This is a genomic window from Streptomyces lucensis JCM 4490 (assembly GCF_014650035.1).
GTDB lineage: Bacteria > Actinomycetota > Actinomycetes > Streptomycetales > Streptomycetaceae > Streptomyces > Streptomyces lucensis.
This window is the reverse complement of sequence record NZ_BMUE01000002.1, coordinates 154,123-173,842: the sequence shown is the minus strand read 5'-3', so window position 1 is coordinate 173,842 and position 19,720 is coordinate 154,123. Positions and strand designations below refer to the sequence as shown.

General features: G+C 73.1%; 19 protein-coding genes and 1 tRNA gene. 8 read left to right on the top strand and 12 right to left on the bottom strand.

Going from position 1 to position 19,720, the window contains the following annotated elements:
• Nucleotides 1-95 precede the first annotated feature (95 nt).
• From IE177_RS04960 to IE177_RS04950, 3 genes are all read right to left on the bottom strand, one after another.
• On the bottom strand, nucleotides 96-701 hold the full coding sequence (locus tag IE177_RS04960; protein ID WP_190013502.1) for a lytic polysaccharide monooxygenase auxiliary activity family 9 protein: 606 nt from the start codon (nucleotides 699-701) through the stop codon (nucleotides 96-98).
• A gap of 128 nt (nucleotides 702-829) precedes the next feature.
• The gene (locus IE177_RS04955) at nucleotides 830-1,963 is read right to left on the bottom strand and encodes an SPFH domain-containing protein (protein ID WP_190013501.1); all 1,134 of its coding nucleotides are present in this window, start codon (nucleotides 1,961-1,963) and stop codon (nucleotides 830-832) included.
• Nucleotides 1,964-2,042: 79 nt separating this feature from the next.
• Nucleotides 2,043-3,062: a peptidoglycan-binding protein gene (locus IE177_RS04950; RefSeq protein WP_190013500.1), complete on the bottom strand. Its 1,020-nt coding sequence runs from the start codon at nucleotides 3,060-3,062 to the stop codon at nucleotides 2,043-2,045.
• 196 nt (nucleotides 3,063-3,258) lie between these two features.
• Here IE177_RS04950 and IE177_RS04945 point away from each other — a divergent pair.
• From IE177_RS04945 to glxA, 4 genes are all read left to right on the top strand, one after another.
• Nucleotides 3,259-3,332 (top strand) — tRNA-Lys (locus IE177_RS04945).
• A 104-nt stretch (nucleotides 3,333-3,436) separates the two neighbouring features.
• Nucleotides 3,437-4,108, top strand: coding sequence for a FadR/GntR family transcriptional regulator (locus IE177_RS04940; RefSeq protein ID WP_190013499.1), 672 nt, complete (start codon nucleotides 3,437-3,439; stop codon nucleotides 4,106-4,108).
• A gap of 181 nt (nucleotides 4,109-4,289) precedes the next feature.
• Nucleotides 4,290-6,347 carry a glycosyltransferase family 2 protein gene (locus IE177_RS04935; RefSeq protein ID WP_190013498.1) on the top strand — a complete coding sequence of 686 codons (2,058 nt, stop codon included), beginning with the start codon at nucleotides 4,290-4,292 and terminating at the stop codon, nucleotides 6,345-6,347.
• Entirely contained in the window at nucleotides 6,344-8,281 is a 1,938-nt protein-coding gene (gene glxA, locus IE177_RS04930) for a radical copper oxidase GlxA (protein ID WP_190013497.1), read from the top strand. The genes IE177_RS04935 and glxA overlap by 4 nt, the downstream gene beginning before the upstream one ends.
• A 14-nt stretch (nucleotides 8,282-8,295) precedes the next feature.
• Here glxA and IE177_RS04925 read toward each other — a convergent pair whose 3' ends face one another.
• The 6 genes from IE177_RS04925 to IE177_RS04900 all read right to left on the bottom strand — a co-directional run bounded on the left by IE177_RS04925 (nucleotide 8,296) and on the right by IE177_RS04900 (nucleotide 13,923).
• Nucleotides 8,296-9,336 (bottom strand): glycoside hydrolase family 6 protein, encoded by a 1,041-nt coding sequence (locus IE177_RS04925; protein ID WP_190013496.1) that lies wholly within the window; start codon nucleotides 9,334-9,336, stop codon nucleotides 8,296-8,298.
• A 101-nt stretch (nucleotides 9,337-9,437) separates the two neighbouring features.
• Entirely contained in the window at nucleotides 9,438-10,115 is a 678-nt protein-coding gene (locus tag IE177_RS04920) for a class F sortase (protein ID WP_190013495.1), read from the bottom strand.
• A gap of 6 nt (nucleotides 10,116-10,121) precedes the next feature.
• The gene (locus IE177_RS04915; RefSeq protein WP_190013494.1) at nucleotides 10,122-10,685 is read right to left on the bottom strand and encodes a hypothetical protein; all 564 of its coding nucleotides are present in this window, start codon (nucleotides 10,683-10,685) and stop codon (nucleotides 10,122-10,124) included.
• Between the two features lie 122 nt (nucleotides 10,686-10,807).
• On the bottom strand, nucleotides 10,808-11,587 hold the full coding sequence (locus IE177_RS04910; RefSeq protein ID WP_190013493.1) for an HAD-IIA family hydrolase: 780 nt from the start codon (nucleotides 11,585-11,587) through the stop codon (nucleotides 10,808-10,810).
• 170 nt (nucleotides 11,588-11,757) lie between these two features.
• Complete coding sequence (locus tag IE177_RS04905) at nucleotides 11,758-12,702, bottom strand: hypothetical protein (protein ID WP_190013492.1); 945 nt, start codon at nucleotides 12,700-12,702, stop codon at nucleotides 11,758-11,760.
• A gap of 96 nt (nucleotides 12,703-12,798) precedes the next feature.
• Complete coding sequence (locus tag IE177_RS04900; RefSeq protein WP_229815901.1) at nucleotides 12,799-13,923, bottom strand: ROK family transcriptional regulator; 1,125 nt, start codon at nucleotides 13,921-13,923, stop codon at nucleotides 12,799-12,801.
• Between the two features lie 57 nt (nucleotides 13,924-13,980).
• Between IE177_RS04900 and IE177_RS04895 the strand changes: the two genes are divergently transcribed.
• The 3 genes from IE177_RS04895 (at nucleotide 13,981) to IE177_RS04885 (ending at nucleotide 16,563) form a co-directional block, all read left to right on the top strand.
• On the top strand, nucleotides 13,981-15,048 hold the full coding sequence (locus IE177_RS04895; RefSeq protein WP_190013490.1) for a Gfo/Idh/MocA family oxidoreductase: 1,068 nt from the start codon (nucleotides 13,981-13,983) through the stop codon (nucleotides 15,046-15,048).
• The gene (locus tag IE177_RS04890; protein WP_190013489.1) at nucleotides 15,048-15,548 is read left to right on the top strand and encodes a heme-degrading domain-containing protein; all 501 of its coding nucleotides are present in this window, start codon (nucleotides 15,048-15,050) and stop codon (nucleotides 15,546-15,548) included. The genes IE177_RS04895 and IE177_RS04890 overlap by 1 nt, the downstream gene beginning before the upstream one ends.
• A 94-nt stretch (nucleotides 15,549-15,642) precedes the next feature.
• The gene (locus tag IE177_RS04885) at nucleotides 15,643-16,563 is read left to right on the top strand and encodes an LLM class F420-dependent oxidoreductase (RefSeq protein WP_190013488.1); all 921 of its coding nucleotides are present in this window, start codon (nucleotides 15,643-15,645) and stop codon (nucleotides 16,561-16,563) included.
• 116 nt (nucleotides 16,564-16,679) lie between these two features.
• Here IE177_RS04885 and IE177_RS04880 read toward each other — a convergent pair whose 3' ends face one another.
• From IE177_RS04880 to IE177_RS04870, 3 genes are all read right to left on the bottom strand, one after another.
• Nucleotides 16,680-17,537, bottom strand: coding sequence for a fumarylacetoacetate hydrolase family protein (locus IE177_RS04880; protein WP_190013487.1), 858 nt, complete (start codon nucleotides 17,535-17,537; stop codon nucleotides 16,680-16,682).
• Nucleotides 17,538-17,683: 146 nt separating this feature from the next.
• On the bottom strand, nucleotides 17,684-18,391 hold the full coding sequence (locus tag IE177_RS04875; protein ID WP_190013486.1) for a YidC/Oxa1 family membrane protein insertase: 708 nt from the start codon (nucleotides 18,389-18,391) through the stop codon (nucleotides 17,684-17,686).
• A gap of 91 nt (nucleotides 18,392-18,482) precedes the next feature.
• Complete coding sequence (locus IE177_RS04870) at nucleotides 18,483-18,791, bottom strand: DUF6412 domain-containing protein (protein WP_190013485.1); 309 nt, start codon at nucleotides 18,789-18,791, stop codon at nucleotides 18,483-18,485.
• Nucleotides 18,792-18,868: 77 nt separating this feature from the next.
• Between IE177_RS04870 and IE177_RS04865 the strand changes: the two genes are divergently transcribed.
• Nucleotides 18,869-19,702: a serine hydrolase domain-containing protein gene (locus IE177_RS04865; protein ID WP_190014082.1), complete on the top strand. Its 834-nt coding sequence runs from the start codon at nucleotides 18,869-18,871 to the stop codon at nucleotides 19,700-19,702.
• Nucleotides 19,703-19,720: the final 18 nt, after the last annotated feature.

Here is a 19,720-nt window from a genome sequence, read left to right as displayed (position 1 = left end):
CCGCTGAGGCAGATCGGCGTGGCGTGAACCTACCCGGCGGTAGCGGCGGTCGGCCTCAAGGGAACCTCAGTTTCCGAGCCGTACCGGAACGGGGCTCAGAAGGTGACGTCGGAGCAGGCGTAGAACGCGTTGCCCGTGTCCGCGATCGTCCACACCGCGAGGATGACGTGGTGTCCGCTCAGGCCGGCCGGCAGGGTGCCGCTGTGGCTGAGCGTGGCCGGCGGGCGCTGCCCGTTGTACGGCACCGTCAGGAACGGGGTGAGGTTGAGGTCCGAGCGGGCGAGGGCGTGGCTCTGGTTCCAGCCCGGCTTGGTGACGTAGTACTTGAAGTCCGTGGTGGCGTGCATGGCCGTGAACTGCCAGCGGAAGGTGTACGTCTGGCCGCCCGTCACCCGCGTGGTGGGCCAGGCCGCGCCGGACGGTGTCCTCGGCGAGCTGAGCTGGGAGAACTGGCCCAGGCCGGCGTTGCAGAGCTGGCCGTCGGCGGGTCCGGCGGCCGGGAAGCCCTTGGGGCCCTCGACGCTCTGCGGCTCCCACTGGATCTGGCCGCAGTTCGTCACGGTGCCGTTCTGGCAGAGCTTCTGCCTGCTGATGGGGAGGTCGGTGTAGCCGTGCCCGCTGGCGCCGCCGGTGGAGAGCGCGAAGGCTCCGGCGGTCGCCGCACCCAGTACGGCCGCGGACAACTTGGTCCTGGTACGCATGCTGCCGCTCCTCGGGAACGTGGGGAGTTCGGTGAGCTGTGCAGGGAGGTAGGTCTAGACCAAGTGTCAGATTATTGCCACGAGTTGAACATGTCCATACCAATCACACCTCCGGCCCGGAAGCCTCCTCAGACCGGCTCCGCGCGCCCCGAGCAGAACGCCACCGTCAGGTCACGGACCAGCACCTTGCGCTCGTAGTCGTCCAGTTCGACCAGTCCGCGCACGGTCAGCCGGGTCACCGTGTCCTCCACCGAGTCGACGACCGAGCTGAGCATGCTGGCCCGCTGCCGGGCGTCCAGCGCGGCGATCCGGCGCCGGTTCATCACGGCGGCGACCTCGGGGGCGTACTCCACCCGGACGGGCTGCACCGAGAACACCTCCACGCCGACGCCCCCGGCCTCCTCCGCCACCAGCCGGGTCAGCGCGTCCCCCGCCGCCGTCACCCCGCCCCGCGTCCCCCCGGCCGGCTCCACCGGCACCCGGGCCAGCGCCGCCTCCACGCACTCGCGCAGGTACGTCTCGTGGTCCTCGATGCCGAGCAGGGCCCGCGCGGTGTCCCGCACCCGCCACACCACCATCACCACCACCCGCAGCGCCATGCCGTCGGGATCCGTCGCGGCCATCGCCTCGCTGCGCCAGTGCCGCAGCCGCACGTCCACCCGCCGCCGCAGCACCAGCGGATTCACCCACAGCAGCCCGGTGCGCCGCACGGTCCCCCGGTACCGGCCGAACAGGCCGAGCACCCAGGCCCGCCCGGTCCGCCCCCGGGCCAGCCCGCCGAAGCCGCAGATCCCGAGCGCACCGGCCCCGGCGTACGCCGCCCACTGGGCCGGACCGAGGCCCGCGCCCGCCCCGGCCGGCAGGCACAGCGCCCCGGCCAGGACCGGCGGGAGCAGTCCCGCCCACCAGGTGGTGGCGAGGCATCCGGTGAGCCCGCAGGCCCCCGCGAGCAGTCCGGCCGCCCCGGGCAGCACCCGCCCCGGGCGCTCCGCCAGTTCCGGGTCGACCTGCGGGAGGGGCCGTCGGCGCACCGGCACCGGGCGCCTGTGGCGCGGCTGTTCGCCGGTGCCCTGGCGGCGGCCCACCACGGCGGGCCTGAGCGGCACCGCCACCGGGTCGGGGTCGTCCCGGAACAGCAGGTGGACGGGGATCTCGGTGGTGGTCTCGTTCTGGATCAGCCGGGCCGGGCGGGTGCCCGCACCCGCGGCGCCCTCCGGCCGTCCCTCGGGTACGGGTGGGGTGTGTGACGTGGTCGTACTCATGCGTGCCTCCAGCCTCCGCGCCAGACGCGTCATGAACGGGGGGTGGGATGTACGGGAGCTGTCGCGGGACGGGCGCCGGTCAGGCGAACAGCCGCCGCCACGTCTCCGGTCCGGGGTAGCCGTCCGCCGCGCCGCCCCGCCAGCCCTGGGTGCGCTGGAACGCCTCCACGGCGCGCCGGTCCGCCTCGCCCCAGCGCGGGCCGGGACCCGTGGCGTAGTACCTGCCGAAGCCTCTTCTCACCAGCTGGGCGCCGAGCCGGGTGACGTGGTCGTTGACCGCCCCCGGCCGGAAGAAGCCGCGGCCCGGATAGCCGGGCACCGCGTGCGGTGCCGGCCCCGCGGCGCCCGCCGCCTTCCGGGCCGCTCGCGGGTCCGCGACCGCCGCGGGCACGCCCTTGTAGCGGTAGGGGACGTACTTGTCGGTGTGGTTCCAGTAGGGGTAGGGCGTGGTCTGCGTCCGGGTGTGCGGGGGTGTCTGCTCGTAGACCGTGTAGTAGGTGTGCGTGTAGTCGGTCCAGCCGCCGAAGATCACCACGTGGGAGCCGCTCTCGGGGTTGTCCGGGTTGTGGTACAGCAGGATGTCGCCGGGCTGCAGCTCCTCCTTGGTGATCTTCGTGCCGAACTCGCCGAGGCTGCCGGTCCACTCGTTGCCGGGCAGGCCCCAGGCCATGGAGACGTAGCCCGAGCAGTCCTGCCGGTAACCGTCGGACCAGTAGGCGGTCATGCTGTACGGCACCTTCGCGGCCACCCAGAGCTTGGCCCGGTTGATGATCGCGGTCCTGGTGGTGGCCGGAATGGGCACCGTGCCGGGCTTGGCCGCCGTGCCGTGCAGCGGGGACTTGGCGCCCTGGGGGGTGGCGGGCCCGTCGTCTCCGGGATCCGCCTGCCGGTGCGGGGACTGACCGGGGGCGGCGGACGCGGCCGGGGGCACCGCGCCGAGGGCGGCGGACGCGGCGGCGACGATCACGATGCCCCGGCCTGCCGGGTGGCCGCCGAAACGGCGGGGCGACGGGCGGGGGCCCAGCCGGCGCCCCTGGACACAGCCGGGGCAGTCACAGTCGCTCGCGGGAACGAAGTCCTCGAACGCCGGAGTGGTCATGCGATCTGCCTCACATTCGGGTGGTTTTGTCCGCGAGCGTGCACGTTGATCAGTTTCACAACTGTCCCCGGTGTACGCATGCTGACGGTCCGAATGATGTACGCGAGCCCCATCCGGCCCCATCCGGCCCCTTCCGCGCCACCTCCAGGTGTCGGGAGCACCCTCCCCGGTCAGGTAGAGTTCTCTTCGTCAGCAGGCGCCGCTAGCTCAGTTGGTTAGAGCAGCTGACTCTTAATCAGCGGGTCCGGGGTTCGAGTCCCTGGCGGCGCACCGACCGGAAGGCCCCTCGCGTGAGCGGGGGGCCTTTCGCATGTCCGAGGGTCCGCGTGGCCCGGAACCGCGCCCTCCCCCGATTGGCCGGATACCCTCTCGCCATGGCAGCGCGGGACCTCCAGGAGCAGATCAAGAAGCTGATCGTCGACCGGCGGCTGCCCTCGGGCGCCCCGCTGCCGACCGAGCCCGAGCTGATGGAGCACCTGGGGGCCAGCCGGAACTCGGTGCGGGAGGCGCTGAAGGCGCTGCAGGCGATGGGCATCGTGGAGATCCGGCACGGTTTCGGCACCTACGTCGGCTCGATGTCGTTCGCCCCGATGATCGAGGGTCTGGCCTTCCGCACCGTCGCCGGGCACTACCGCGGCGAGGACTCCCTGCTGCGGCTGCTGGAGCTGCGCGAGGCCGTGGAGACCGGGCTGGTGTCCCGGCTGGCAGGCCGGCTGCCCGAGGCGGACCTCGTTGAACTGGACGCGCTCGTGGACCGTATGGAACAGGAGGCCGCGCAAGGGGCCGGCCTCGCCGAGACCGACCGCGCCTTTCACGCCACCCTCTACCGGGGGCTGGACAACGTGCTGCTGAGCGAGGTGCTGGAGGCGTTCTGGGACGCCTTCCACCGGGTGCAGCGGGATCTGGTGGACGTGCCGCAGGATCCGCGGGTCACCTGCCGCCAGCACCGGGAGATCCTGGACGCGGTCCGGTCCGGTGACGTGCTGCGGGCGGAGGAGGCCATAAGGGACCACTTCGGCAACATCCGCACCCGCCTCTCCGGCTGAAAGCGCCGCCGAGGGCGGCGGCGTGCAACCGGAAGGTCGCCGTCCCCTGTCTACAGGGTGGGTAGGACGCGATGACCGCGAAACTCACCGCTGCTTTCCGTGCGCGCGGGCCAAGGGGGGCCGGCCGGACGGAAGCGAACGACAGGAACACGCGCCGGCCGGCGCGTGGGGGGAAAGACTCATGACGTCGACGCCATCCGGCGCCGAACCCGACCATGCTCACAAGGACCCGTCGCAGGCGGCACGACCCGGGGCCACCGGCCACCGGACGGGACAGTTCCGCAGGATCAGGAAGAGCCTGCCCAGATACGACTACGAGCACCACAGCCGGCTCGCGGGCCCCCTCACCCAGCCCGACCCGGCACAGCCGTACCGGGTGCGGTACCGCTCGCTGCTCTCGCAGGAGCCGCACCGCGTACGCGCCGCGCTGATGCTGGGCGCGGCCCCGGTGCTCTCCCTGGTGCTGCTGTTCTGGCTGCTCCAGCCGGCGCACTGGACCGAACGCGACCACCCGGCCCACGGCTACCTGCCGGCGCTGGACGTCGTCATGCTCGTCTCGATCGGCCTGATCGAGTTCTTCCGCTGCGTGAACGTGCTGTCCAACGCGCACGCCACGCTCGTCGCCCGCGACCCCGTCCCGGTGGTGCCCGAGGCCGGCACCCGCGTCGCCTTCCTCACCTCCTTCGTGCCCGGCAAGGAGCCGCTGGCGATGGTGACGAAGACGCTGGAGGCGGCGGTACGGGTGCGCCACCGGGGGCTGGTGCACGTGTGGCTGCTGGACGAGGGCGACGACCCGGCCGTCAAGGAGGTCTGCGCCCGGCTCGGCGTGCACCACTTCTCCCGCAAGGGCGTCGCCGAGTGGAACCGGCCCTCGGGCCCGCACCGCGCCAGGACCAAGCACGGCAACTACAACGCCTGGCTGGCGGCGCACGGCGACGACTACGACCTCTTCGCCTCGGTCGACACCGACCACGTCCCGCTGCCCAACTACCTGGAGCGGATGCTCGGCTACTTCCGCGACCCGGACGTCGGCTTCGTCATCGGCCCGCAGGTCTACGGCAACTACGACAACTTCGTCACCAAGGCCGCCGAGTCCCAGCAGTTCCTCTTCCACGCCCTGATCCAGCGCGCCGGGAACCGCTACGGCGCCCCGATGTTCGTCGGCACCTCCAACGCCGTACGGATCAGGGCGCTCAAGCAGATCGGCGGCCTCTACGACTCGATCACCGAGGACATGGCCACCGGCTTCGAGATGCACCGGGCCGAGAACCCGGTCACCGGCCGCAAGTGGAAGTCGGTGTACACCCCGGACGTCCTCGCCGTCGGTGAGGGCCCCGCCGCCTGGACCGACTTCTTCACCCAGCAGATGCGCTGGTCGCGGGGCACGTACGAGACGATCCTCAAGCAGTACTGGAAGGGCTGGTTCTCGCTGCCGCCGGGCCGGCTCCTCAACTACACGATGATGATCGTCTTCTATCCGGTGTCCGCCCTCAACTGGCTTCTCGCCGCTCTGAGTTGCGCACTGTTCCTGGGCCTGGGCGCGTCGGGCGTGAACATCGACCCGACCGTGTGGCTGATGCTCTACGGCAACGCCTCCGCCCTGCAGATCGGCCTGTACGTCTGGAACCGGCGGCACAACGTCTCCCCGCACGAGCCGGAGGGCTCCGGCGGCGTGGCCGGCATGGTGATGTCGGCCCTGTCCGCGCCGCTGTACGCGAAGGCGCTCATCGACTCCCTGCTGCGCCGCAAGAGCAGGTTCGTGGTCACCCCCAAGGGTGATTCGGCGAGCCCGGACACCTGGTTCGCCACCTTCCGGTACCACTGGTACTTCATCGGGGTCTTCGGCGCGTCCGTCGTCGCCGGATTCGCCCTCGGGCACTTCCACCCGGCGATGGTGACCTGGGCCGCGTTCGCCATGCTCGTCACGGCGTTCCCGGTCGTCGCCTGGCGTCACGAGACGCGGCGGGCGCGGAAGCGGACCGCACGCGCGGCGGACACGCCCGCCCCGGTCCCCGCCCCACCCCCTCCCCCGCCCCCGGCCCCGGCCCCGGCCCCTGCGGTGGCGCAGCCGCGGGACGCGGTGGCGGCGCGGCCGCGGGAGCGGCACACGGCCCGGCCCCCGCGGCGGCCACGGCCCAGCTGGGCGCATTCGCGCGGCGGACCGGGCGGAGCCCCGGACGGGCACGGTGAGCAGGCCGTGCGGGAAGCCCTTGGCGGACTTGGGGGACGTGAGGAATGAAGGACCAGGCCGGCCGCCGTCGCGCCCGTCGGCTCACGACGGGTGCGGCGGTGGTCATCGCGCTCGCCGGGATGAACGGGCCGTGGCTCTACCGCTTCGGCACCGCGCAGTACCACCAGTACAAGATCAACAAGGCGGAGTACAAGGCCGCGAACGGCCACTGGGACATCGTCCGGTTCCCGAAGGAGTACCGGCAGAACACCATCCACGCGGCACTGCTGCACACCGGCAAGGTGCTGCTGGTCGCCGGGTCGGGCAACAACCAGGCCAACTTCGACAGGAAGAGGTTCGACACCCGGCTCTGGGACCCGGTCAAGGGCACGATCAAGAAGATCCCCACGCCCAGCGACCTGTTCTGCACCGGCCACACCCAGCTGGCCGACGGCAAGCTGCTCATCGCGGGCGGCACCAAGCGGTACGAGAAGCTCAAGGGCGACGTCACCAAGGCCGGCGGCCTGATCATCGTCCACAACGAGAACCCCGACAAGCCGATCACGCTGCCCGCAGGCACCAGGTTCACCGGCAGGAGCAACGGCAGGACGTTCGTCTCCAAGGACCCGGTGCTGGTGCCGCGCGCCAAGAAGGTCTACGACCCGGACACCGGCGCCTTCCTGCGCAACGACCCGGGACTCGGCCGCATCTACGTGGAGGCGCGGAAGAGCGGGGCCAGGTACGAGACCGGCACCCAGGACAACTACCGCGTCCAGGGGCTGACGGGCGCCGACGCCCGCAACACCTACGGCATCGCCCAGAAACTCGCCCTGGACAAGAAGGACTTCCAGGGCATCCGCGACGCCTACGAGTTCGATCCGGTCGCCGAGCGGTACATCAAGGTCGACCCGATGAACGAGGCCCGCTGGTACCCGACGCTCACCACGCTGTCGGACGGCCGGGTCCTCAGCGTCTCCGGGCTGGACGACATCGGGCAGCTGGTCCCGGGCAAGAACGAGATCTTCGACCCGAAGACCGGGAAGTGGGCCTACACCCGCAAGCTCCGCCGGTTCCCGACCTACCCCGCGCTGTTCCTGACGCAGAACGGGAAGATCTTCTACTCGGGCTCCAACGCGGGCTACGGACCGGACGACGTCGGCCGGGAACCCGGCATCTGGGACGTCGGCACGAACAGGTTCACCAAGCTGCCCGGGCTCGGTGACGCCGACCTGATGGAGACGTCCGGGACCGTGATGCTGCCTCCGGCCCAGGACGAGAGGTTCATGGTCGTCGGCGGCGGCGGGGTCGGCGAGTCGAAGCGGTCGAGCAGGAAGACCCGGATCATCGACCTGAAGGCCAGGAACCCGAAGTTCGTGGACGGGCCCGCACTGGCGAAGGGGACCAGGTATCCGCAGACCTCCATCCTGCCCGACGACACCGTGCTGGTGTCCGGCGGCTCGGAGGACTACCGGGGGCGCGGGGACTCGAACATCCTGCAGGCCCGGCTGTACCACCCGGACAGCGGCACCTTCACCTCGGTCGCCGATCCGCTGGTGGGCCGGAACTACCACTCCGGGTCGATCCTGCTGCCGGACGGACGCGTGATGTTCTTCGGGTCCGACTCGCTGTACGCGGACGCGGCCGGCACGAAGCCGGGCACGTTCGAGCAGCGGATCGAGATCTACACGCCGCCCTACCTGTACCGGGACTCACGGCCCACGCTGAGCGGCGGCCCGCGGACGATCGCCCGCGGCGCCTCGGGGACGTTCACCTCCGAGCACGCGGCGGCCGTGAAGAAGGTGCGGCTGATCCGGCCCAGCGCCTCGACGCACGTGACGGACGTGGACCAGCGGTCCATCGCCCTGGACTTCAAGGCGTCCGGTGACAGGATCACGGTCACGGTGCCGAGGAACCGGAACCTGGTGCAGTCCGGCTGGTACATGCTGTTCGTGGACGACGCCCGGGGGACGCCCTCCAAGGCGCAGTGGGTCAGGGTGCCGTAGTCACCACGCTGTGGCTACGTGCTGTTCTCCGCGAGGGCGAGTGCGTAACTCGCCCACCACCGACCCGCCTTCGGGCCTCCCTTGCACGTGCCGTCGGACTCCCCGGGGCGTTTGACCCACAGGTAGGCGTCCGCCAGGGGGTCCCGGGTCCTCGTCGTGGGGGTCTCGCCCAGGGACCGGCCGGGCGGGTTGCACCAGCGCTCGGCCGGATCACCGGACGTGTAGGGGCCGTTGCCGTTCCGGCTGGTGTCGACGACGAAGTGCTTGCCGCCCACCCTGGACGACAGCTGCCTGCCGAAGCCGAGGGAGTCCTCGGTGGAGTAGAAGTTGGAGACGTTGACGGAGAAGCCGTCGGCCTGGGCGACGCCGGCCCGCTGGAGGGGCCCGGATATCCGGTCGGGGTGACCCCAGCCGGCATTCCCGGCGTCCAGGTAGACCTTCGTGTTCTTCAGGGCCGCCAGCTTGGCGACCGCGCCCTTGAGGAGGTCGTAGCGCTCCTCGTGGAACGCGTCCGGGGTGCAGCCGTCCGCGAGGTGCAGGACCGCGTCGGGTTCCAGGACGACCAGGGCGGAGCGGTCGCCGATGCCCCGGGCGACCCCGTCGATCCAGGCGCGGTAGGCGTCGCCGTCGGCGGCGCCGCCCTTGGAGTACTGGCCGCAGTCGCGGTGCGGGATGTTGTAGAGGACGAGCACGGCCGTGCGGTCGGCCTTCCCGGCGGCCTCGGTGAAGCCGCGCGCCTCGTCCTCCGGGTTCTCCGGGCCGATCCACGCCCCCGTCGGCTGTTCGGCGATCTTCCGGATCTGCGCGGCCTGCGCCTTCCTGCCGGCCTCGGCGTAGGCGGCGACCTGGCGGGCCGCGCTGCCGTCCGGGTCGACCCAGAACGGGTCGGCGGACCTGGGCCGCTGGGTGATCCGGGCGTCCGGTTCCGGGCCCTCGTCCCCGGCGGAGCACCCGGCGAGCAGCAGCGCCGCCGCCCCCAGCACCGCCCCGGCCGCCCTGGTGCGGGTGACGGCCCGGGACCGGGCCGAAGACCGGGCCCGCCTGCTGTCGTACATGCGTCTCCCCCCGAGCGCGCACTGGTCCGGCCGCCAATCCTGGCACATCCGCCGCGGCCGTCGCGGGATCGCCCGGCCGGGGGGGGCGGGGCACGGGGTGGTCAGCGGGCGGTGCCGGTGAGGTAGGCGGAGACCACCACGTTCGCCGTGTAGCCGCGGGAGGCGCGGTCGAAGGTGCCGCCGCAGGTGATCAGCCGGAGTTCGGCGCGGCCCCGCTCGTGGGGGCCGTAGGCCAGCCGGGCGTCGAAGTCGTCGCGGGGCAGGACGCGGACGTCGTCGATGGTGAACACGGCGACGGTGTCGTCCGAGCGGACCACCCGCACCGTCTCGCCGGGCCGCAGGGTGCTGAGCCGGTAGAAGACGGCGGGCCGGGTCTCGGTGTCGACGTGGCCGACCAGCAGGGCCGCTCCAGCGGCGCCGGGCGCGGTGCCGGAGCCGTACCAGCCGACCACGCCCGGCTGGTCGAAGGGCGGTGGGTCGACGGCCCCGCGCGCGTCGAGGCCCCGGGTCACCACAGGGGCCTGGACGCCCAGTCGGGGGATGTCGACGCGCAGGGGCCGCGCGGCGCCCAGCGGGTGTGCCGGGCGCGGCAGCAGCGCCGGGTCGGCGGGGCGGCCGAGGGCGAACACGTCTCCCGTGGCGGGTCCGTCCGGGCCGTGCGGCACGCCGGTCACGTCCCGTCCCCACAGCCACAGTCCGAGCAGCAGGACCGCCCAGGCGAGGCAGGTGACGAGCCGTCCGGTGCCGGTGGTGGGGGCGGGTTCGGGGTCGACGGTCATGGGGCGTCAGCGCGGGTCACGGCTCCGGCGGGCGCGGAGCCCGACGGCGACCGCGGCGATCCCCGCGAGCGTCAGCCCGGTCACCGCCTGCAGTGCGCCGGGGCCGGACCCGCTGGTGGCCACCGTGGCGAAGTGCGCGGTGCCGCCGCCGCCCGCGTCGACCGGGGCGACGGGCGACGCGGACACGGAAGACGGCCCGGTGGACTGCTCGGTGGACTGCTCGGCCTGTCCGGCTCCCGCGTCGTCCACGACCGTGACGCGGCCGGTGACCGTGCGGTCGGAGCAACTGATGCTCACGGGATACGCGCCCGGCGCGAGGGAGGAGCGGATCCGGGTCTCACCGGCAAGGCCGCCCTGCGTGCCTGCCAGGCGGGCGTCGGCGACGAAGGCCGGTGACACGGCGGTGGCCTCGGTGCCGGTGCAGCCGCTGACCCGCAGGGACACGTCGGCGCCCCGCAGCGGGGAGGCGGGGGTCACGGTGACCGAGCCGCCGTCCGCCGCGTGCGCCGCCGGGCCGAGCGCGGCCACGGCCAGGACCGCCGTACAGAGAGTGAGGCGAAGTGAGCCCATCGTGAACCTCCAGTACCAGGAGGTTCTCCCGGCCGGTGCGCCCCCGCATCCTCGGGAGGCGCTCCGCTGCGCCGAACGGGTGAGGCCGGGTTTCGGACGCCCGCTCACCCGTCGCGGCGGGCTCAGACGAGGTCGACGAGGTCCGCGATGGAGTCGACGACCTGCGAGGGCCGGAAGGGATAGCGGTCGACGTCCTTGGGCTGCGTGACGCCGGTCAGCACCAGGAAGGTGCGCATCCCGGCCTCCAGGCCCGCCAGGACGTCGGTGTCCATGCGGTCGCCGATCATCGCGGAGGTCTCCGAGTGGGCGCCGATCGCGTTGAGGCCCGCACGCATCATCAGCGGGTTGGGCTTGCCGACGAAGTAGGGCTTCTTGCGGGTCGCGGCGGTGATCAGGGCGGCGACCGAGCCGGTGGCGGGCAGGTCGCCCTCGGTGGAGGGGCCGACGTTGTCGGGGTTGGTGGCGATGAACCGGGCCCCGTCGTTGATCAGGCGCACGGCCTTGGTCAGGGCCTCGAAGGAGTACGTGCGGGTCTCACCGAGGATCACGAAGTCGGGTTCGTGGTCGGTGAGGATGTAGCCGATGTCGTGCAGCGCGGTGGTCAGGCCGGCCTCGCCGATGACGTAGGCGCTGCCGCCGGGCCGCTGGTCGTCCAGGAACTGGGCGGTGGCCAGGGCCGAGGTCCAGATGTTCTCCACCGGCACGTCCAGGCCCATCCGGCGCAGCCGGGCGTGCAGGTCACGGGCCGTGTAGATGGAGTTGTTGGTGAGCACCAGGAAAGGCCGGCCGGACTCGCGCAGCTTCTTCAGGAACGCGTCGGCGCCCGGGATCGGCACGCCCTCGTGGATCAGGACGCCGTCCATGTCGGTGAGCCATGACTCGATGGGCTTGCGGTCTGCCATGTTGTGCGTCTCCTGGCGTACGTACGGTCGGGGAGCGAGGGCGCCGGAACCACGGCGTACCGACGGCACCCAGCCTAGTCAGAAGGACTGGACACGTACCCCGGCTTGTCGTACGTAGGCCGACGCCTCTGCGTACGTGGGCCGCGCCTCTGCGTACGTAGGCCGACGCCTCAGCGGCGCCGGCGGATGAGCAGGTGGGCGCCGCCGCCGACGGCGACGAGCGCGGCGGCGGCGAGCAGTGCGTGCGCGAGCCCGGGTCCGGTGCGGGCGAGCTCCCGGGCGCGTTCTCCGGCCGCACCGGCCTCTCCGGCCTCATCGGCTTCACGGTCCTCATCGGCGTCCTCGGCCTCATCGGCGGAGGGGAGGGAGGCGTCCGGGCCGGTGTCGCCGACGGAGGTGGGAGCGGGGGTGGGGGCCGGCGAAGGAGCACCGGACGGGCCGGCCGTCTCCGTGCCCCGCGGTTCCTCCGTGCTCCGCGGGGTCCCCGTGCCCGTGCTCCGCGGCTCCTCCGTGCCCTGTTCGTACTCGCCGTCCGCCGCGTCCTCCGCGATCGCGAAGCGGTAGTCGTTGGACTGCCCGACCCAGTCGCCGTCGTCGCCGCGGCGCTGGACCACCGCCGCGTTGGCGGTGACCCGGTCGGGTACGGCGTCGGAGGTGAGCGAGAGCCTGACCTTGACGGTGACCGTCTTGCCCGGTGCCACGGTGAAGCCGTCGAAGTCCTCCGCCTCCATGACGCCGACCAGCTCCTGCTCGTCGGTGCTCTCGAAGGTGACGGGCTCGGCATGCGAGCCGTCGTAGAAGTCCAGCTGGGGCTGGGACGGCCTGAGGGTGCGCTTGTCGTCGACGAGGACGACGACGGGGTGGATGCCGGCGCAGGTCTGGCGGGTGGTGTTGGTGAGGTCGATGTACCAGGTGCCGTACCCTCCGCCCGGCTCGTAGGCGGTGGGCCCGCCGTGGATGCGGGTGGTCAGCGGAAAGGCCCGGTCGCCGACGGCCGCGCAGGAGGGCGTCGCGTCCGCGTGGGCGGCGGCCGACGACACGGGTACGAGGACGGCGGCTGCGGCAAGGCAGAAGGACAGGGACGTACACCGTCGCAGTCGCAGTCGCAGTCGCATGAACACATGAGATGCGTGGCTGGGGGTGGAAGCCGGGGAGGCCACTCCGGGGAGTCGACGCGGTCCGCCCGATCGGCGGACCGACCGGTCCCTCCGTCAGCCGTCCGCCCGCCCGAAGAGCGGTGCCAGCAGCAGCTGTGCCGCGCCCTCCGCGACGACCCGGTCCCCGCCGGGGGCCAGCCGCACCGGGACCGTGCCCCCGAGCACGCTCTCCCGCCGTGTCCGGGCGGCCAGCACCTCGGCGACGCCGCCGGTGAACGCCTCCGGAGCCGCGGCCACGGTCCGCCCGCCGAGCAGCACCCGGTCGAAGTCCAGCAGCCCCACCAGGTTCCCGGCCGCCACGCCCAGCACCCGTGCGGCCTCCCGGGCGTCGCCCCTGCCGACGGCCGCCAGGCACAGCGCCTCCACGCACCCCTGGTTCCCGCACTCGCACGGCGGCCCGTCCAGCTGGACGACCTGGTGCCCGAACTCCCCCGCCCCGGTGCGCGGCCCCCGGTGCACGCTGCCGCCGATCACCAGCCCGGCCCCCAGCCCCGTGCCGAGGTGCAGGTACGCGAAGGAGCCGCCCTCGCCGGCCACCGACAGTCCGAGGGCCGCCGCGTTGGTGTCCTTGTCCACCACCACCGGCAGCCCGAGCCGCTCGGCGAGCGCGTCCCGCAGCGGAAACCCGTCCCACTGCGGGAACCCGGTGACCCGGTGCAACACACCCCGCGTGTGATCGAGCGGACCGGGCAGCGCGACCCCGATGCCGAGCAGCGAACCCGCGTCTGCGGGCCCGGCGCCGCCGAGGACGTCCGCGACCAGTCCCGTCGTCTCCCGGGCGACCACCCCGAGCACGGCCCCGGCCCCCGCCCCGAGGTCCAGCGCCCCGCGCCGCTCCCCGACCACCACGCCGTCGAGATCCACCAGCACCGCGCGCAGCTCGTCGCGGTCCAGGTGCACCCCCACCGCGTGCCCGGCGTCCGGCACCAGCCGCAGCACGGTGCGCGGCTTGCCGCCGGTGGACGCCCGGTGCCCGGCCTCCGTGGCGAGGCCCTCCTCGCGCAGCCGTGCGGTGATCTTGCTGACGGCCTGCGGGGTCAGCCCGGTCCCCTCGGCCAGCTCCAGCCGGCTTATGCCCTCCGCCCCGGCGCCGCGCAGCAGGTCGAGCACGAGCGCGGCGTTGTGCGACCGCACCGCCAGCAGATTGGCTCCGGCCTGACCGCTCTTCGTCCTGTTCACGCGACCTATTCTGCCCACCGCTTGCACTTTGGCAACAGCGTTGCGAAAGTAGGGGGCATGACTGCAACGCCCCTCCGCGTCGGCCTGATCGGCTACGGCCTCGCAGGATCCGTCTTCCACGCCCCGCTGATCGCCGCCACCGAGGGCCTCACCCTGGACACGGTGGTCACCTCGAACCCCGAGCGGCAGGAGCAGGCCCGCGCCGAGTTCCCGGACGTGCGCGTCGTCCGCGCCCCCGAGGAGCTGTTCGACCGCGCCGGCGAGCTGGACCTGGTCGTCGTCGCCTCCCCGAACCGGACGCACGTGCCGCTCGCCAGGACCGCGCTGGAGGCGGGCCTGCCGGTGGTCGTCGACAAGCCGGTCGCGGGCACCGCGGCCGAGGCACGGGAACTGGCCGCACTCGCCGAGCGGCGCGGACTGCTGCTGTCGGTCTTCCAGAACCGCCGCTGGGACAACGACTTCCTGACCCTGCGGGAGCTGGTGGAGAAGGGCGAACTCGGTGACGTGTGGCGCTTCGAGTCCCGTTTCGAGCGCTGGCGACCGCGACCCAAGGGCGGCTGGCGCGAGTCCGGCGACCCGGCGGAGATCGGCGGCCTGCTCTACGACCTCGGCAGCCACGTCGTCGACCAGGCCCTGGTCCTCTTCGGCCCGGCCGCCGAGGTGTACGCCGAGACGGACGTGCGCCGCCCCGGCGCCGAGACCGACGACGACACCTTCATCGCCCTGACCCACGCGAGCGGTGTCCGCTCCCACCTCCACGTCTCCGCGACGACCGCCCAGCTCGGCCCGCGCTTCAGGGTGCTGGGCTCGCGGGCGGGCTACGTCAAGTACGGCCTCGACCCGCAGGAGGCGGCGCTGCGGGAGGGCGCGCGGCCGGGTGCGTCCTGGGGCGAGGAGGACGAGGCCCTGTACGGCCGCATCGGCGCCGGGGAGTCCCCGGCGACCGGCGGCGGCCGGCCTGTACCGACCCTCCCCGGCGACTACCCCGCCTACTACGCGGCCGTCGCGGCGGCCGTGACCGGCGCCGGCCCCAATCCGGTGACCGCGCTCGAAGCGGCCTCGGCCCTCGACGTCCTGGAGGCGGCCCGCCGGTCCGCCCGCGAGAAGGTGACGGTGACCCTCTGATGCACCACCCGCAGATCACCCCGAAGTTCGTCCCCGAGATCACCCCGAGCGTGGAGGAGCTGGAGGCGCAGGAACGCCGCCTGGTCTTCCGGCAGTTCACCTACGACGACGCCTGGGCACTCGGTTCGCTCCTGGTGGGGCTGGCCAGGGAGCGCCAGGCCCCGGTCGCCATCGACATCCACCGCGGCGGCCAGCAGCTCTTCCACGCGGCGCTGCCGGGTTCCACCCCGGACAACGACGCCTGGATCACCCGCAAGCGCCGGGTGACGGAGCGCTACGGCGCCTCCTCGTACCTGGTGGGCGCCCGCTTCCGCGCCAAGGGCACGACGTTCGAGGAGTCCTCCCGCCTCGACCCCGACACCTACGCGGCGCACGGCGGCTCGTTCCCGGTCACCGTGGAGAACGTCGGCGTCGTCGGCACGGTGACGGTGTCGGGGCTGCCCCAGCTCCAGGACCACCGGTTCGTGGTGGAGGCGCTGGAGCGGTTCCTCGGCATCTGAACCCCGGCCGCGGGATTACCGTGCGGCTCCCTCCGGTTGGCACCGGCGTGCGCGAAGATCACGGCACGGCAGCCACCCGGAGGGAAGGACCCCGATGAGCGAGTCGACGAGCAACGCGAGCACCGCCGAGGACGCCAGGACCGCCAAGGACGCCAGGACCGCCAAGGAGCGGATCGGCCGGTACGGCGTCTGGAGCGTGGGACTGCGCTCGGAGGACCCTGCCCTGCGCGGCGGGATCGGCGAGGCCGCCGCGGAACTCGAACAGCTCGGCTATGGCGCCGCCTGGCTCGGCGGCAGCAGCGCCGCACGGCACGCCGCACCGCTGCTGGAGGCGACGTCCCGACTGGCGGTCGGCACCAGCATCCAGAGCATCTGGCAGTACGACGCCGACGCGAGCGCCGCCGCCTTCGCCGAGCTGGAGGCGGCCCACCCCGGCCGCTTCCTCCTCGGCCTCGGCGCGAGCCACGCCAAGCTCGCGGACCAGTACCGACGCCCCTACTCGTCCCTGGCCGCCTACCTCGACGCGCTGGACGAGGCAGGGGTCCCGGCCGGACGCCGGGTGCTGGCGGCCCTCGGCCCGAAGATGCTGCAGCTGTCCGCCGACCGGGCGGCGGGCGCGGTGCCGTACCTGGTCACCCCGGAGCACACCGCCGAGGCCCGCGGCGTCCTGGGCGAGGAGCCGCTGCTGGCCCCGGAGTTCAAGGTCGTACTGGAGACGGACCCGGTCAGGGCCCGCGCCCTGGCCCGCGAGAGCCTGGCGATGTACCTGGCCCTGCCCAACTACACCAACAGCTTCCTGCGTCTGGGCTTCACCGAGGACGACCTGGCCGCCGGCGGCAGCGACCGTCTGATCGACGCGCTGTACGCCTGGGGCGACGACGACCGGATCCGCGAGCGGATCACCGCCTTCCACGAGGCGGGCGCGGACCACGTCGCCCTCCAGGTGGTCGACGGCGGCACGCGGGACAGCCTGCCGCGCGAGGCGTGGCGCAGGCTCGCCGCCCTGCTGGCCTGACGGGACGTGCCCAGGGGCCCGGGGAACCGCGCGACGGCCACGGACCGCCCGCGGCCGGCAGGCGGCGGCCGGCGGCCGGTCCCCCCGGTGACTCCCGGGTGCGTCCCCGCGGAGCGTCAGGCGTTTTTCAGCTCCTGCCGCTGACGCCCGAGCCCCTCGATCTCCAGCTCCACCACGTCCCCGGCCCTGAGGAACGGCTTGGGCTCGGGCCGGCCCAGCGCGACTCCCGCCGGCGTCCCCGTGTTGATGACGTCACCGGGATACAGCGTCATGAACCGGCTGACGTAGCTCACCACTTCCCCCACCGGGAAGATCTGCTCGGCCGTGTTCCCGTCCTGCTTCAGCTCCCCGTTGACCCACAGCCTCAGCGGCAGCCGCTGCGGGTCCGGCACCTCGTCCGCCGTCACCAGCCAGGGCCCGAGGGGGTTGAACGTCTCGCAGTTCTTTCCCTTGTCCCAGGTCCCGCCCCGCTCGATCTGGAACTCCCGCTCCGAGACGTCGTGCGCGACCGCGTACCCGGCGACGTGCGCGAGCCCCTCCTCGGCGGACTCCAGGTAGCGGGCCGTACGGCCGATGACGACGGCCAGTTCCACCTCCCAGTCCGTCTTGGCGGACCCGCGCGGCACCAGCACGGTGTCGTTCGGCCCCACGACCGTGTCCGGCGCCTTGAAGAAGACGACCGGCTCGGCGGGCGGCTCGGCGCCCGTCTCGCGGGCGTGGTCGTGGAAGTTCAGCCCGATGCACACGATCTTGCCGATGCGGCCGAGGGGAGGGCCGATCCGGAGCCCGTCCGCCTCCAGCACGGGCAGCTCCCCGGTGCCGGCCGCCGCCCGGATCCGGCCGAGCGCGCCGTCGTCGGCGAGCAGCGCCCCGTCGATGTCGTCCACGATCCCCGACAGGTCCCGCAGGGTCCCCTCGGCGTCGAGCAGCGCGGGCCGCTCCGCTCCGGCCGTACCGACTCGCAGCAGCTTCATGGTCACAATCTCCCTCGATCGCGCGGCGCGCCCGGCCGATGGGTGCGGTCATCGGAGGGCTGGTCGATCCTCCAAGCGCCCGATCCAGTCCGCAAGACCATGTTCACGTACTGGACCACGCCTTCACCTTTCCGGCCGCCCGCACCTCACCGGTACAGGGCGGCCCGCTCCAGCGCGCTCCACGTCGTGCTGGTGACGACGTACAGCGCCGCGGCGAGGGGGACGACCGCGGCGGTGACGAGCGTGAAGAACGACATGAACGGCATCATCCGGTTGACCGCGCCGAGCCCCGGCACCTGCTCCCCCTCGGCCATGACCGGGTTCCCGGCCGCCATCTCCTTCGTGCGCCGGTAGTTGAAGGCGGCGACGGCCGCGACGAGGGCGAAGAGCGCGAGGTAGACGAGCCCGGCCGGCCCGAACACCCCGCCGTCGGCGAGCGCGTCGGACCACCGCCCGCCGAGCGGCGCCGCGAACAGCCGGTGCGAGAGCAGCCCGTCACCCGCGCCGCCGCCCGAGAAGAGGTGGTACAGCAGGAAGAAGGCGGGCATCTGGAGCAGGCTGGGCAGGCAGCCGGACAGCGGTGACACCTTCTCCTCGGCGTGCAGTTCCAGCACCGCCCGCCGCAGCCGCTCGGGGTCCTTGCCGTGCTTGCGGCGCAGCTCGGCGACCTTCGGCTGCAGCGCGGCGCGGGCCCGCTGGCCGCGCGCGGCGGCCCGGGACAGGGGGTGGACGAGGAGCCGTACGAGCGCGGTGAACAGGACGATCGCCGCGGCGGTCGCGGAGCCGTGGAAGACCGGCTCCAGCAGGTCGGCGAAGTACTCGACAACGTGGGCGAAAGCGGAGAAGACGGACATGGATGAGCCCTCCGGGGGTCTCGTCGTACCGAAAAGGAGCGAAGTTCGGCATGACGACCCGCGCGGGGTCACGCGTGTGGGAGTACGTGCCCTACGCGGCGGTCGCCGGGAGGGCGTGCCCAGGTGCCCTGGGCCGTCGCCGGCCGGGCGCGTCGGGATCACGCTGGGGCAGGAAGGCCGTACGCCGGGCCCGGTCGCGCAGTGCCGTACGCACCCGGGTGGGCGGCACGGCGGGCACGGAGCGGGCGGCCAGCAGGGCGCAGGCGATGAGCGCGGACCCGGCGGCGGCGGTCGCGGCGAGCGCCACGGCCGCGGAGAGACCGGCGGTGTCGAGCAGCAGGACCGGCAGCAACAGGAGCAGCAGCGGCGCGAGACGACGGGACCCGGCGAGCCTGTGCATAGGACTCCCTCCCTCTCCACGCGTCAACACCCCACCTGTACCCGCCCTTTATACCCGATGAGATCTACTTGCCCTCCGTGCACCGCATCCCGACCTGCGTCCTCAGCGACGCGGCTCCACCCCGGACCGGCGACGGCCACGCGGTGGACCGCTTCGTCGAGATCGGCTCCTTCACGAAGGTGCTCACCGGCACCGTGCTCACCCGCATGTCCGCCGCGGGCCTGCTGGACATCGACGACCCCCTCGAACGCTGGCTGCCCGCACCCCGCGGCACGGGCATCACACTGCGGCACCTGGCCGAGCACACCTCCGGCCTCCCGCGCCTGCCGCCCGGCACCGCACGCCGCGATCCGTACGCGGACTTCGACCGCCCCGCCCTGCACCGGCTGCTCGGCCGCCTGGACGGGCTGCTGCTGCGCCCGCCGGGCCGGGAGGAGGAGTACTCCAACCTCGGCTACGCCGTGCTCGGCGAGGCGCTGGCCGACGCGGCCGGCACGCCGTACGAGGAACTGGTCGCCGAACACGTCCTGCGCCCGCTGGACGTGCATGAGGTGACCGCCCGCCCGCCGGCGGAGCGCCGCCTGGCCGCCCCCGGACTCTTCGGACGCCCCCGCAGGCCCTGGACGATGACCGGGGCGATCCTCCCGGCGGGCGGCCTGTGGGCGACCCCGCGCGCGGTCGCCGACCTGCTGGTCCGGCTGGTGGTGGAACGGCGGCTGGGCGACCCGGCGCCCTCGTGGCAGACGGCGGGCCCCGTGCACTGGCACAACGGCGCGACCCGGCACGCCTCGGTGTTCGCCGGGGCGATGGCGGACGGCAGATGGGTGGTGGTCCACCGCCTGGGCGGCGACCCGGAGGAGACGGACCGGATGGGGGTGGACGCGCTGAGCACGGGGGGTCCGGCGACGTGAGCCCGCCGGACTCCCGCC